The 13,144-nt window shown below is 66.7% G+C and carries 16 protein-coding genes; 11 read left to right on the top strand and 5 right to left on the bottom strand.

Annotation, left to right across the window (positions count from 1 at the left end; genetic code table 11):
* Positions 1 to 12 precede the first annotated feature (12 nt).
* The 3 genes from A9W96_RS24445 (at position 13) to A9W96_RS24435 (ending at position 3,394) form a co-directional block, all read left to right on the top strand.
* Positions 13 to 1,437, top strand: coding sequence for a short-chain fatty acyl-CoA regulator family protein (locus A9W96_RS24445; protein ID WP_156765394.1), 1,425 nt, complete (start codon positions 13 to 15; stop codon positions 1,435 to 1,437).
* Between the two features lie 138 nt (positions 1,438 to 1,575).
* Positions 1,576 to 2,373 carry a DUF4239 domain-containing protein gene (locus tag A9W96_RS24440; protein ID WP_231999840.1) on the top strand — a complete coding sequence of 266 codons (798 nt, stop codon included), beginning with the start codon at positions 1,576 to 1,578 and terminating at the stop codon, positions 2,371 to 2,373.
* Positions 2,374 to 2,410: 37 nt separating this feature from the next.
* Positions 2,411 to 3,394 (top strand): D-2-hydroxyacid dehydrogenase family protein, encoded by a 984-nt coding sequence (locus A9W96_RS24435; RefSeq protein ID WP_067143753.1) that lies wholly within the window; start codon positions 2,411 to 2,413, stop codon positions 3,392 to 3,394.
* Positions 3,395 to 3,399: 5 nt separating this feature from the next.
* Here A9W96_RS24435 and A9W96_RS24430 read toward each other — a convergent pair whose 3' ends face one another.
* Genes A9W96_RS24430 through A9W96_RS24415 form a run of 4 tightly spaced genes read right to left on the bottom strand, consistent with a single transcriptional unit; the run spans position 3,400 to position 6,351 of the window.
* Complete coding sequence (locus A9W96_RS24430) at positions 3,400 to 3,996, bottom strand: TetR/AcrR family transcriptional regulator (RefSeq protein ID WP_067143751.1); 597 nt, start codon at positions 3,994 to 3,996, stop codon at positions 3,400 to 3,402.
* A complete protein-coding gene (locus tag A9W96_RS24425) occupies positions 3,993 to 4,766 on the bottom strand; it encodes an SDR family NAD(P)-dependent oxidoreductase (protein ID WP_067143749.1) in 774 nt (257 codons plus the stop codon). The genes A9W96_RS24430 and A9W96_RS24425 overlap by 4 nt, the downstream gene beginning before the upstream one ends.
* Positions 4,763 to 5,269: a VOC family protein gene (locus A9W96_RS24420; RefSeq protein WP_082972580.1), complete on the bottom strand. Its 507-nt coding sequence runs from the start codon at positions 5,267 to 5,269 to the stop codon at positions 4,763 to 4,765. The genes A9W96_RS24425 and A9W96_RS24420 overlap by 4 nt, the downstream gene beginning before the upstream one ends.
* On the bottom strand, positions 5,266 to 6,351 hold the full coding sequence (locus tag A9W96_RS24415; protein ID WP_066868861.1) for a dihydrodipicolinate reductase: 1,086 nt from the start codon (positions 6,349 to 6,351) through the stop codon (positions 5,266 to 5,268). Before A9W96_RS24415 ends, A9W96_RS24420 begins: the two co-directional genes overlap by 4 nt.
* Positions 6,352 to 6,466: 115 nt before the next feature.
* Here A9W96_RS24415 and A9W96_RS24410 point away from each other — a divergent pair, with 115 nt between their 5' ends.
* From A9W96_RS24410 to A9W96_RS24385, 6 genes are all read left to right on the top strand, one after another.
* The gene (locus tag A9W96_RS24410) at positions 6,467 to 7,324 is read left to right on the top strand and encodes an SDR family oxidoreductase (RefSeq protein ID WP_066868827.1); all 858 of its coding nucleotides are present in this window, start codon (positions 6,467 to 6,469) and stop codon (positions 7,322 to 7,324) included.
* A gap of 47 nt (positions 7,325 to 7,371) precedes the next feature.
* Positions 7,372 to 7,755, top strand: coding sequence for a DUF1330 domain-containing protein (locus A9W96_RS24405; RefSeq protein WP_067143747.1), 384 nt, complete (start codon positions 7,372 to 7,374; stop codon positions 7,753 to 7,755).
* Positions 7,756 to 7,816: 61 nt separating this feature from the next.
* Positions 7,817 to 9,172: a wax ester/triacylglycerol synthase family O-acyltransferase gene (locus tag A9W96_RS24400; protein ID WP_067143745.1), complete on the top strand. Its 1,356-nt coding sequence runs from the start codon at positions 7,817 to 7,819 to the stop codon at positions 9,170 to 9,172.
* Between the two features lie 6 nt (positions 9,173 to 9,178).
* Complete coding sequence (locus A9W96_RS24395; RefSeq protein WP_066868836.1) at positions 9,179 to 9,664, top strand: NUDIX domain-containing protein; 486 nt, start codon at positions 9,179 to 9,181, stop codon at positions 9,662 to 9,664.
* 1 nt (position 9,665) lies between these two features.
* Entirely contained in the window at positions 9,666 to 10,571 is a 906-nt protein-coding gene (locus A9W96_RS24390; RefSeq protein ID WP_067143743.1) for a haloalkane dehalogenase, read from the top strand.
* A gap of 35 nt (positions 10,572 to 10,606) precedes the next feature.
* Positions 10,607 to 11,866 (top strand): cytochrome P450, encoded by a 1,260-nt coding sequence (locus A9W96_RS24385; protein WP_067143741.1) that lies wholly within the window; start codon positions 10,607 to 10,609, stop codon positions 11,864 to 11,866.
* Here A9W96_RS24385 and A9W96_RS24380 read toward each other — a convergent pair.
* On the bottom strand, positions 11,863 to 12,231 hold the full coding sequence (locus A9W96_RS24380) for a hypothetical protein (protein ID WP_066868847.1): 369 nt from the start codon (positions 12,229 to 12,231) through the stop codon (positions 11,863 to 11,865). The two genes, A9W96_RS24385 and A9W96_RS24380, sit on opposite strands and share 4 nt — an antisense overlap.
* Positions 12,232 to 12,315: 84 nt before the next feature.
* On the opposite strand from A9W96_RS24380, the gene A9W96_RS24375 reads away from it, so the two are divergent.
* Positions 12,316 to 12,603 carry a hypothetical protein gene (locus tag A9W96_RS24375; protein WP_066868849.1) on the top strand — a complete coding sequence of 96 codons (288 nt, stop codon included), beginning with the start codon at positions 12,316 to 12,318 and terminating at the stop codon, positions 12,601 to 12,603.
* Between the two features lie 58 nt (positions 12,604 to 12,661).
* Positions 12,662 to 13,144: DUF222 domain-containing protein (locus tag A9W96_RS24370; RefSeq protein ID WP_156765393.1), on the top strand; the 483-nt coding region annotated here is incomplete at its 3' end.

Here is a 13,144-nt window from a genome sequence, read left to right as displayed (position 1 = left end):
CGGCGGCGTACCGTGTATCGGGTGGCGAAGACGTTCGCCGGCGCGCGGCTCCGGCGATTACGCGAGGAGCGGGGGTTGACCCAGGTGGCGTTGGCGCGCGCACTGGGACTGTCGACCAGCTATGTCAATCAGCTGGAGAACGATCAGCGTCCGATCACCGTTGCGGTGCTGCTCACCCTCACCGAGCGGTTCGACCTACCGGCGCATTACTTCGCGCCGGAATCCGACGCCCGCTTGATCTCGGACCTGCGTGAGGTGCTGGCCGACACGTCCGCCACGCCGGCGCAACTCGAGGAGCTGGTCGCGCGCATGCCGGCGATCGGGCAGACGCTGGTCAATCTGCACCGCCGGCTGCACGGCACCACCGCCGATCTCGAAGCGCTACACAACCGCGCCAACGTCGACACGTCGGGGATGTCCCAGCAGCCCATGCCGTTCGAAGAGGTCCGCGACTTCTTCTACGACCGCAAGAACTATATTGGCGAACTGGACATGGCCGCCGAAGACCTGTTCAACGAGAACAACTTGCGCATCGGCGGTCTCGACGGCCAGCTGGCGCAGCTGCTCGCGGACAAGCTAGGCGTCACGGTGGTGATCGACGACGGCCAAGCGTTAGATCCCAACTCCAAACGGCTGTTTGCGCCCGAAACGAAGACCCTGTATGTGGCGCGGTGGCTTCACCCGGGCCAGCGTGCCTTCCAGCTCGCCACCCAGATCGCCTTGCTGACCCAGGACAGGTTGATCACCGGGATCATCGCCGGCGACGATCAGCTCAGCGACGATGCGCGCGGCGTCGCCCGCATCGGCCTGGCCAACTATTTCGCCGGCGCGCTGCTGCTGCCCTACCTGAGGTTCTTGGCGGCGGCCGAGGCCGTCCGCTACGACATCGACCAGCTGGCGCGGCGATTCGAGGTCGGGTTCGAAACGATCTGCCACCGGCTGTCCACTTTGCAGCGCCCCAACGCCCGCGGCGTTCCCTTCATCTTCGTCCGGACCGACAGTGCGGGAAATATCTCTAAACGCCAGTCCGCCACCGCGTTTCACTTCTCCCGCGTCGGCGGCAACTGCCCGCTGTGGGTGGTGCACCGCGCGTTCTGCCTTCCCGGCCAGTTTCTGACGCAGGTCGCGCAGATGCCCGACGAGCGCACGTACTTTTGGATCGCCAGGACCACCACGACGGAGCCGAGCCGCTACCTCGGGCCGGACAAGAGCTTCGCCATCGGGCTGGGCTGCGACGTCGCCCACGCCGGGAAGCTCGTGTACTCCGTTGGCATCGATCCGACCAACACCGAATCGATCGTGCCGATCGGCGCCGGCTGCAAGATCTGCGACCGGCCCGCCTGCCCGCAGCGCGCCTTCCCGTATCTGGGGCGTCCGGTGTATGTCGATCCGCACAGCAGCACGGATCTGCCGTATCCGCCGGCGATTACGCCATAGTTCCGTCAGCGACGAACCCGCCCACCCGAGCAGTATGCGGTCGGCGACGCGGCGTCGTGCACGGATCCGCGCACATTTGCGCAGCCGCCGGTTACAGTCGATCCGGAGTTTCCGGCTCCCTCGGTAGGAGGGTGAAATTTGGGCCGCTGGATCGTGAGCAACCTGCCGGCGTGGCTGGTATTGCTGGGCCTTCTTGTCATCGTGGCGGGCGGAGCGGTAGTCGCCCAGATGATTCTGCGGCGCCACTATCCCGCGCTCACCGCGGACGTACACAACGACGCCACCCGGTTCGCATTCGGGGTGATCTGCCTGGTTTACGCGTTCTTCGTCGGCTTCATGGCCTCCGGGTTGTGGAGCCAGGTCAACAGCGAAGACGACCAGGTGCGGACCGAAGGCGCGGCCGCCGTGCAGTTGGCCCGCGACAGCACGGTGTTCGACACGGCCGACACCGATCGAATACGCCAGGCCTTGCTGGATTACGAACACGCAGCGCTAGCCGAGTGGCCGGTCGTCGCCAACGGGGGCGCGACGTCCCCCGAGGCCGACAACGCGTTACACCGCGTCTATCTCGCCTACCAACAGGCCCAGCCGCACACCGACATCCAAAAGGCTTTTCTGTCCACGTCTTTGGCGAATCTCGATCGGGCAAGTCAAGCGCGCACCGCCCGCGTCATCGAGACCCAGACCAACACCGGCCCGCCCTGGTCGATCTGGACGGTCATCCTGCTCACCGCCGGCATGGTCGTCGGGTGCTCGATCGTCTACGGCGTCAGGCAACCCCGGATGGACTACATCATGGTCGCGACCGTGGGGGTGCTGGTTGCGGCAGACCTGTTCCTCATCTTGGAACTCGCGCACCCCTACGTCGGTGAGGTCGCCACGTCGCCGCAGCCGTTGCGCAACGTCATCGCGGCCTTGACCACACCCGCGACGTAGTGTTCCAAGCGGCCATGCTTCGAGTCGGGGAGACCACGTGCCCAAGGTAGCGATCCTCGATGACTATGCCGGCGTCGCCTTACGGGTCGCCGACTGGTCGCCGGTGCAAAAGCGGGCCGACGTCACCGTTTTCGACCGCCACCTCGACGAGGACGAAGCGGCCGAGGTGCTACGACCGTTTGACGTGGTGTGCACCCTGCGGGAGCGGATGGCGTTTCCCCGAACGCTGATCGAGCGGCTGCCGGACCTGAAGCTGATCACGATCGTCGGCAGGAGCCTGCCGAACCTGGACATGGCCGCAGCCACCGAACACGGGATATTGGTGGCGCGCTCGGATTTCGCGCATCCCCGGTTCAGGTCGATGCGGGACGCCACACCGGAACTCGCCTGGGGTCTGATGATCGCGACGGTGCGCAATCTCGCCGAAGAGCATCGCAACATGCGTGCCGGCGGCTGGCAGCGCAGCGCGGGAGTCACCTTGTCCGGTAAAACCCTCGGACTGCTTGGCCTGGGCCGGGTCGGCGCTCGGATGGCGCACTACGCCGCGGCGTTCGGCATGGAAGTCCTTGCCTGGAGCCAAAACCTCACCCAGGAGACCGCTGCGGGGTTGGGTGCGCGCAGGGTCGAGAAGGCGGCGCTGTTCGAATCCTCGGACGTGGTTTCCGTTCATCTCGTGCTCTCGGAGCGCACCCGAGGTCTGGTCGGCGAGGCAGAGCTGGCGCTGATGAAGCCGCATGCCTACCTGATCAACACCTCCAGAGGTCCGATCGTGGACGAGGCCGCGCTGATCGACGCGTTGGAAGCGGGGCGCATCGCCGGGGCCGGCTTGGACGTCTACGACGCCGAGCCGCTGCCGAAAGGCCACCGGCTGCGCCGGCTTTCGAACGTGACCCTGTCTCCGCACCTGGGCTACGTCACTCGCGAGATGCTGGGCGCCTTCTACTCCGACACCGTGGAATCGGTGGTGGCCTGGCTGGACGGCACGCCGATCCGGATCGCCGATCCCGAAGGACGGCGCTGAGCCGTCTACTTGCGTTTCCAATGCGGACTTTTGACCGCCTCCAGGGCATCGGTGACGTAACTATCCAGTGGCCGCGGCTTCCCGGACCGTCGCACCCATTGTTGGAATGCGAAATCGGCTGCCGCGAAGGCGAGTTGAACCAGCAGGCCGGGGCGCAAATCGGTGTCCGGATCGACGCCCATCCGTTCGCCGATGAGTTTGGTGGCCCGCTCCTTGTCGGCGGGCCGGTGCACCGTGACCTTGTCGAGCAGGTCGGGGACCACCAGCAGGGCTTCGCGCCATTCCTCGGTGTCGGTCTGCTCGAACGAGCGGGTCCGCGTGACGATGGCATTGATCAGCGCGACATCGGGTGACTCGCCGGCGGGCCGGCCCTCGAGAAGATTGACGATTGCGGCCCCGCCGTATCGCACCGGTGCCAGGAGGAGCTCCTCCTTCGCCGGCACATGCCGGAAGAACGTGCGTGGGGAAACCCCGGCGGCCGTGGCGATTTCCTCGGTGGTGACCGCGTCGTACCCGCGCTCGACGAACAGGCGGAACGCCGCGCGCCGGATATCGGCCCGGATCTGTGCGCGCTGCCGGTCGCGGAGCGACTCGCCGTTCATCGGAAGCAACCGATCCCGCCGTCGACGTGAATGGTCTGCCCGGTGATGAACGTGGCGTCACTGCCGAGCAGGAACGCCACCAGCGCCCCCACGTCGGTGCGGACATCGCCGATGCGTTTCATCGGCACCCGCCCCACGGCCTTGTCGTATTCCTTGGGCGCGAACGACTTCCAGAACTTGACCCCGTCGGATTCGGCAAAGGGACAGATCACGTTGACGCGGATGTTGTCGCGACCCCATTCCAGGGCCGCCACCTTCGACAACCCGCGGATGCCTTCCTTGGCCGCGGCATAGCCGCCCCACTTCGGCTCACCGCCGGTGCCCGTGCCCGAACCGAGGTTCACGATCGACCCACCGCCGGCCTCGACCATCAGCGGGTGTACGGCCTGCATCAGCAGGAAGGTCGCGCGGGGACCCACGTCGTAGCCCAGCGCCAGGTCTTCGGTGGTGATGTCGACGAACGCCTTGGGTTCGTTGGTCGCGATGGCGTTGTTGACCAGGCCGTGCACCGTGCCGAAGGCGTCGACCGCGGCGGCCGCGATCCGCTGCGCGCTCTGCGGGTCGCGCAGGTTCGCGACCAGTTGTTCGGCCGGTCCGATCGCCTTGAGCTCGGCGCAGGTCCTGTCCAGAACCTCTTCCTGGATATCGACCAGCAGCACCTTCGCGCCGCGTTCGAGCAGCGCGGTCGCGACGCCCTTACCGACGCCCTGGGCGGCGCCGGTGACGATCGCGACGTGTCCGCGCATGGAATCGGGGTGGCTGTAGCTCATCTGACCGGTCCCATCTGCAGCTGCACACCGCGATGCATTTCGTAGGTACTGCGCGCGCCGTTGGGGAGTTCGATGAACTCCACCGGTGTGCCGTCCGGGTCCTTGACGAAAAACATTCGGACGCCGCCGATCTCGAAGGGCGCCTGGTCGGGGGTGTAGCCGGCGTCGATGACGCGGCGGTGGGTGTCGTCGAGATCGGTGACCGACAGCGACACATTATGGATGCCGGTGATGCCCCGGCGTGCCGGCTTGTGGTCGGGCGGATTTGCGCCGATTGACAGCAGTTCGATCATCAGCCCGCCCAGCAGCCCGCCGACGACCCGGCCTTCGTGTTTACGGCTGGAGTGCAGTACCGCGTCGAAGGGCTCGCCGGAGATGAGGGTTTCGAAGACGACCTCCATGCCGAGCACGTCGCGGTAGAACGCCAGCGCGCGGTCCATGTCGGTGACGCCCACGACGAGATGACAGAACGAGACGTCGTCGAGGACGCCCTTGCCGGTCACGGCTTTTCCGCGGCGAGTGCAGGGGCGGGGCGCCCGGCGAACAGCGGCAGGTCGAGGTAGGTCTTGATGCCCGGCCCGGCCGCGCAGACGTCGGGAATGGCGTTGATGCAGTGATTGGCGGTGACCACGACGCCCGGATTCTTCACCAGTCCTTCCGCGATCGTCTCCGGTTGCAGACCCTTGAAGGTGAGGTTCACGTCGGGGTCGCCGGTGATCTCGACCTCGAAACGTTCACCCCGCCCGCCGAAATTCCAGGCCGGTTCCAGATTCTCCTCGCCCATCAGCCAGTTGACGGCCGCGGTGATGACCGGTTCGCCGTCGACGAGCGCCTGCCAGCGGAACCGGCGCGCGGCCACGGTGCCAGTCGTGATCGGGAAGGGGTCATAGTCGATGTCGGCGGTCGCCACGGCGACGTCCTGGATCGTCCGGATGTTGGGATCGATGCGAAATCCCATGTGGTCGGCGATCATTCGCACGGATTGTTTGAAGCCCGCTTCGAGAAGGCCGGCCATCGGTCCTTGGGTAGCTTCCTCGGGGGTGCCGCCGAATCCCATGATGTGGCGCACCACGTCCGGTGCGTTGTAGGTGCGGATGTCGGAGAACTCCTCGGCCCGCACGTGCGTCACCGCAGACGACAGCGAGGACACCATGAGCGGGAACCGCTCGGTGATGCCCCCCGGGTGGATGCCCGAACCATGCAGCGTCACACCGCTTTCCGTCGCGGCCTCGGCGACGGCCCGGTGACGCTTGTTGGCCGGATCGGGATAGACCCACCCGACGGGTGTGACCACGTTCTTGCCCGAGCGCAGGATCGCGATCACTTCGTCGTCGTTGGGTATCAGCGGGCTGTACATCACGCAGTCGGCGTCCAGCGCCAGTATCTCGTCCATGCTCGTGGTGGCGGTGACGCCGAGTTCACCGGTCCCGATGATCTCGCCGACGTCGACGCCGTCCTTGTCCGCGCTGTGCACCCAGCACCCCACCAGCTCCAGCCGAGGATGATTGATGACGCACGCGATCGCCGCCTTGCCCACGCCCCCGGTGGCCCACTGGATGACACGAAGCTTGGACGGGCTATTCATCATTGACCTCCCGGGCGGACGGTGCGCGGCCTTTACACACCGACGAATGAGATGGCAGGCTATGTCTTGCTGACAGTGACTGTCAACAATCGACGGTTTCGGGAGAGGGTCTGTGATGAGCGTCCTCGAGGGCAAAATCGCGATCGTCACCGGCACCAGCCGCGGCGTGGGCGTGGGCATCGCCCATGAACTACTGCGCGCCGGCGCGACCGTGATCGGCTGCTCGCGCTCACCGCTGGACGCGATCCCCGGCATCGAACCGGACTGGGCGCACCGGGCCTCGCAAAAGGTGTGCGACCAGGGCGACTACCGGTCGATCGACGCGTTCGTCGCGGACGTCGTGGCCACCCACGGCCGGGTCGACATCCTGGTCAACAATGCGGGCGGCACCGTTCCGGCGCCCCACGCCGAGAGCATTCCCGAACTGGTGCAACGTATTCAGGGCGCGCCCGCCGCCGACGACGACTACGCGCGCACCGCCCTGTTTCACTCGTTCGCCGTGCAGATGAACCTGATCAGCCCGCTATGGTTCGCGATCCGCGCCTATCGGCAGATGCAGAACCAGGATGGGGTGGGCTGCGTCATCAACATCTCCAGCGGCGCCGGCCATCCTGCCGGATCGCCAACGCTGGTCTCCTATGGGGCGGCCAAAAGCGGCCTCAATCACCTCACCCGGTCGCTGGCCGAAGAGTGGGGACCCAAGGTGCGGGTCAACTGCATCGCCCTGGGGCCCACGATGACCGAGAACTTCCGATCGTTCGTGCTGCCCAAGGACGACCCCGATGGCGCAAGGTATTTCGCCGCCGTCCCGTTGCGCCGAGCCGGCGAACCCGCAGAGGTCGGACGGGTCTGCGTTTTCCTGGCCGGCGGTCAGGCCGACTTCGTCAACGGCACCACCATTGAATGCGACGGTGGCATGCTTCCCGGTGTGCTCTACGAGGCGGGACTGAAGACGATCACCGACCTGCTCTGACCGCCTTCGGCATCCGGCCAGACCAGAACCAGCGCAAGGAGATTCACATGAGCGGTCTAGAGCCCACGCCCGAGCAGTTCGCCGCGCTCGCCGCGCGACCGGCCGATGAACCGGTGGTGATGGTCAACCTGCTCAAGTTCAAACCCGAGGGCGGGCTGCAGAGCTACCTGCAATACGGCCAGGACGTGGTTCCCCATCTCGAGCGGGTGGGCGCCACCCTGCGTTATGCCGGGGGAGCACCGTCGGTGGTCATCGGCGATGGCGAACACCCTTGGTGGGACGCGATTCTCATCGTCGAATATCCGGCCCCGCAGGCCTTCATCGACATGGTGACGACCCCGGAGTATGCGAAGGTGCACGAGCATCGCGCCGCCGGCCTGGACCGCGGAGACCTGATCGCGACCTCGACATGGACGATGGCCTCCGAGTGACCTGACGCGTCCGATCGCGCTATGCCTTTCCGGATCAGACCGAAATGGGTCTAATGGGTGGATGGAACTGATAAAGCCCACCGACGCGATCTTCCTGCTGGGAGAATCTCGCGAACATCCCATGCACGTCGGAGGCTTGCAGTTGTTCGAGCCCCCGCCGGGCGCCGGCCGCGGCTTCGTTCGCGACCTCTATAAGAGCCTGGTCGCTCAGCGGGATTTCCAGCCCACGTTTCGCAAACATCCCGCGAGCTTCGTCGGCGGCATCGCCAGCCTGGGCTGGTCGTACGACGACGACGTCGACATCGACTACCACGTCCGGCGTTCGGCGCTGCCGTCGCCCAAACGCGTCCGCGAATTGCTCGAACTCACGTCGCGGTGGCATAGTAGCCTGCTGGACCGGCACCGCCCGCTGTGGGAGACCCACATCATCGAAGGTCTGAAAGACGGCCGGTTCGCTATCTACACGAAGGTCCACCACGCGCTGATCGACGGTGTCTCGGCCCAGAAGCTGATGCAGCGCGCGCTGTCGACCGACCCCGACGACCTCGAGATCCGCGCCCCGTGGGGACTGCGCAAACCCAAGCGCAAATCCGCCCCGTCATCTCCATTGCGCTCACTGGCCCGGACCGCGGGATCCGTTGCGGCACTGGCACCCTCGACGCTGGTTCTGGCGCGTGCCGCGCTGCTGGAGCAGCAGCTTACGTTGCCCTTCGGGGCGCCGAAGACCATGTTGAACGTCAAGATCGGCGGCGCTCGTCGCTGCGCCGCGCAGTCCTGGTCGCTGGACCGCATCAAAACCGTGAAGAAGGCCGCGGGGGTCACGGTGAACGACGTCGTGTTGGCCATGTGCTCGGGCGCCCTGCGCTACTACCTGCTCGAGCAGGACGCGCTACCGGACACGCCGCTGATCGCGATGGTCCCGGTGAGCCTGCGCACCGACGAGGAGGCCGACACCGGTGGCAATTTGGTCGGGGCCATTCTGTGCAACCTCGCGACCGACACCGACGACCCGGCGCAACGTCTGCTGACCATCAGCGAGTCGATGCGCAGCAACAAGAAGGTGTTCTCGCAGTTGCCGCGGCTTCAGGCACTGGCGCTGTCCGCCGTCAATACGTCGGCGCTGGCGTTGGCGGCGGTTCCGGGCTGGGTGACATCGACGTCACCCCCGTTCAACATCATCATTTCGAACGTGCCGGGGCCGACGCAGCCGATCTACTACGGGGGCGCCCGGCTCGACGGCAACTACCCGCTGTCCATCGCGCTGGACGGCCAAGCGCTGAACATCACCCTGGCCAACAACGCCGGGAATCTGGACTTCGGTCTGGTGGGATGCCGGCGCAGTGTGCCGCACCTGCAACGCCTGCTCGCGCATCTGGAGTCCTCCCTGAAGGACTTGGAACGCGCTGTCGGAGCATAGGATTCGATGGCGAAGCTGAGCGCGGGTGTGATGCTGTTTCGGATCCGCGATGGCGTCGTCGAGGTGTTGCTCGCGCATCCGGGCGGACCGTTCTGGGTCCGCAAGGACGACGGCGCATGGTCGATCCCGAAAGGGGAGTACACCGACGGGGAGGAGCCCTGGGTGGCCGCGCAGCGCGAGTTCACCGAGGAGCTGGGTCTGCCGGTGCCACCCGGACCGCGCGTCGACCTCGGTCAGCTGAAACAGTCTGGCGGCAAGGTAGTGACCGCTTTCGCCGTCGGCAGCGACCTCGACATCACCGATGCGCGCAGCAACACTTTTGAACTGGAATGGCCGAAAGGATCGGGCAAGCTGCGCGAGTTCCCCGAGGTCGACCGCGTGGGATGGTTCGCGATGGCAACCGCGCGGACCAAACTATTGAAGGGCCAGCACGGCTTTCTCGACCGGTTGATGGCGGACCCGGGCGTGGCCGGACTGTCCGAGGGAGCCTGACATGCAAACGTTGCGAACACCCGACGACCGGTTCGACGGGCTGCCCGAGTTCCCCTACCCGCCAAGGTATTGCGAGGTGCCCGACGACGAATGCGGCGCACTGCGCGTGGCGTGGGTTCAGGACGGCCCGGACAGCGCCGACCCGATTCTCATGCTGCACGGCGAACCGTCGTGGTCGTACCTGTACCGCAAGATGATTCCGATTCTGGCCGCCGCCGGCCATCGCGTGATCTGCCCCGACCTCGTCGGGTTCGGCCGCTCGGACAAGCCGACCCGCCGCGAAGACCACAGCTACGCGCGCCATGTCGAGTGGATGCGGGCGACGGCCTTCGATGTGCTTGACCTTCGCAACGTCACCCTGGTGGGTCAGGACTGGGGCGGGCTGATCGGATTGCGGCTCGCCGCAGAGCATCCGGAACGTTTTGCCCGGGTGGTCGTCGCCAACACCGGGCTGCCCAACGGCGAGCAGCCCATGGCCGATGTTTGGTGGCGCTTCCGCGAAGCCATCACCTCGGCTCCGACGCTGGATGTCGGCGCGTTCGTCGCGGGCGGTTGCCGCACGCGGCTGAGCGAGCGGGTGCGGGCCGGTTATGACGCGCCGTTCCCCACTGACGACTACTGCGCGGGGCCACGCGCCATGCCCGGCCTGGTACCAACGTCGCCGGACGATCCCGCCGCGGCGGCGAACAAGTCCGCGTGGGCCAGGCTGTCGGCGAGCGCGACACCCATGCTGGTCGCCTTCAGCGACAGCGACCCGATCACCGGGCCGATGGCCGCGATCTTTCAGCGAGAGATGTGCGGCGCGCAGGGAATCGATCACCCGGTGATCCGGGGCGCCGGGCATTTCTTGCAGGAGGACGCCGGAGAGGAACTGGCCGGCCACATCGCGGAGTTCTTGCGCCGCTGAGTTGGGCGCTGCCGGGCGGCGGGCACAATGTCAGCATGACGACCGCGCCGACAGAGTCCACCAGACCCGACGAATTGTTGGTGCGGCTGCTGGACCCGGCGGTCCGGGCCGACCCCTACCCGCTGTTCGCGCAGTTTCGCGAACGGGGAGCGTTCGCCTTGCCGGAGGGCAACCTCGCGGTGTTCGCGAACTACCGCGACTGCGACGACGCGTTGCGCCACCCGTCATCGAGCAACGACCGGCTCAAGTCGACCGCCGCCCGCGCACAGATCGAGGCGCAGACCCAGCAGCTGCTCGAAGCGGGTGCCGAGGCGCCGCCGCAGACGCCGCCGGGGTTCTTGTTCCTGGACCCGCCGGACCACACGCGGCTGCGCAAACTGGTCAGCAAGGCCTTCGCGCCGAAGGTGGTGAGCGCGCTGCAACCCGACATCAGCACGCTGATAGACGGCTTGCTGGACCGGATCGCCGAAAAGGGGCGGTTCGAGGTGGTCGAGGACCTCGCCTACCCGCTGCCGGTGGCGGTCATCTGCCGATTGCTCGGCGTGCCGCTCGAGGACGAACCGCATTTCAGCCGGGTGTCCGCGCTACTGGCCCAATCGCTGGACCCGTTCGTCGCCTTCACCGGAACGCCGTCGGACAACCTCAAGGAGCGGATGGACGCCGGAATGTGGTTGCGCGCCTACCTGCACGGCCTGATCGACCGGCGACGCTCGCGCCCCGGTGACGACCTGATGTCGGGTCTGATCGCCGTGGAAGAGTCGGGCGACCAGCTGACCGAGGAGGAGATCGTGTCCACCTGCGTCCTATTGCTGGTCGCCGGTCACGAGACCACCGTGAACCTGATCGGCAACGCCGTCCTGGCGATGCTGCGCCAACCGCCGCAATGGATCGCCCTCGGCGCCGACGCCAACCGCGCCCCGGCGGTCATCGAGGAGACGCTGCGCTACGACCCGCCGGTGCAGATGATCGCCCGAACTGCGGCCGACGACATGGCAATTGGGGGCATCGAGGTGCCCGCCGGCGACATCATGATGCTGCTGACCGCCGCCGCCCAGCGCGACCCCGCCGAATACGACCGTCCCGACGTCTTCGACCCGGATCGAAAAGCCATGCGGCACTTGGGGTTCGGTCGTGGGGCACATTACTGCCTGGGCGCGCCGCTGGCCCGGCTGGAAGCCGGTGTGGCGCTGTCGGCGGTGACGGCGCGTTTCCCGAACGCCCGGTTGGACGGCGAGCCGCGGTACAAGACCAACGTCACGTTGCGCGGGCTGTCGCAGCTGATGGTCGCGGTCTAATCCCGCTCCCACGGCGGGCTTTCGTCCATCTTCTTGTAGTACTTCGCCAAGTGGCTCTTGATCCGATCGACATCGGCCGTGGGCACGTCGATACCGCCCCGCGCGCCGTCCATGATGGCGCCGGCCGCCATCACGCCGCGTGGCACGGCTTTGAGGTCGCCGTCGATGACGTCGGCGATCAGCAGCTTGTAGGCGGTGAAATTGTCCTTTTTGTCGCCGTCGTACCAGACGTGGGCGTCGCGGTACTTCTGGTTCGGACCGTCCTGGGCATCGGCCCACTTACGCACCCGCTTCTCGGCCGCGTCACCGTCCCACTTGCGGTCACGATCGGCCAACGGCAGATCTTGAAAGGCTGTGACTGACATGGTGGCCGCGTGCCCGCTGTAGTCGGGGCTTAAACGAGACCAAAACCGCTTACCCAAGCGGTAGCGTCGTGACGGGAGGCAACCATGAAGCGCAGCATCGTTGGTGGAACGGCTGCCCTGCTGACGGCCGCAGGGCTGATTGCCTCGGCGCCGCCCGCCGGCGCCGGCTGCCAGTACGGGGGACCCGTTCTCAGCAAGTGCGACGGCCCCGTCCAGCCCGACGGCACCTGGCAACGTTGCGTCGCGGTCACCCGCCTGGTTCCCAATGGCGCCAGTTCCTACCTCGTGCCCGACAATCACTGCGGCCTGATGGGTCCCGGCCAGCAGCCCTCGGATTTCACCTTCGCCGATCCACCGACGCACATCGACTGAGCCGGGAACGTGGTGTGGGCGGCCCGGATTTGTCGGTGGTGGCTGTGATGATGGCGTCATGTCCGCGACCGCGACTGCAGCCGGCGTCGAAGCGTCCCCGAAGGAACGTCTCGGGGAGCTCTTCGACGAACTGGCGGAGTTGACCGGTCAGCGCAATGCGATTGATGGGCGCGTTGTGGAGATCGTGGCCGAGATCGATCGCGACGAGTTGTGCGGGATGACCGGGGCGCGGTCGGTGCCGGCGTTGGTGGCCTGGAAGACGGGGTGTTCGCCGGCAAATGCGCGCACGATCGCCACCATCGCGAGCCGGCTGGAGGAGTTCCCGCGCTGCGCGGCGGGCATGCGAGAAGGTCGGCTGTCGCTGGACCAGGTTGGGGTGATCGCGGCGCGGGCCGGTACAGGGTCTGATGAGCATTACGCCGAGCTTGCCGCGGTGGCCACGGTGAACCAGTTGCGTACCGCGATCAAGCTGGAACCGCGGCCCGACCCCGAGCCCCGGCCGGAGTGGCGGGGGCCGTTGGCCTCGATCACTAAGACCTCC

Source organism: Mycobacterium sp. 1245852.3, from assembly GCF_001669335.1.
Taxonomy (GTDB): Bacteria; Actinomycetota; Actinomycetes; order Mycobacteriales; family Mycobacteriaceae; genus Mycobacterium; species Mycobacterium europaeum_A.
Note: the sequence above shows the minus strand (reverse complement) of the source record. Positions and strands in the feature narration are given on the sequence as shown.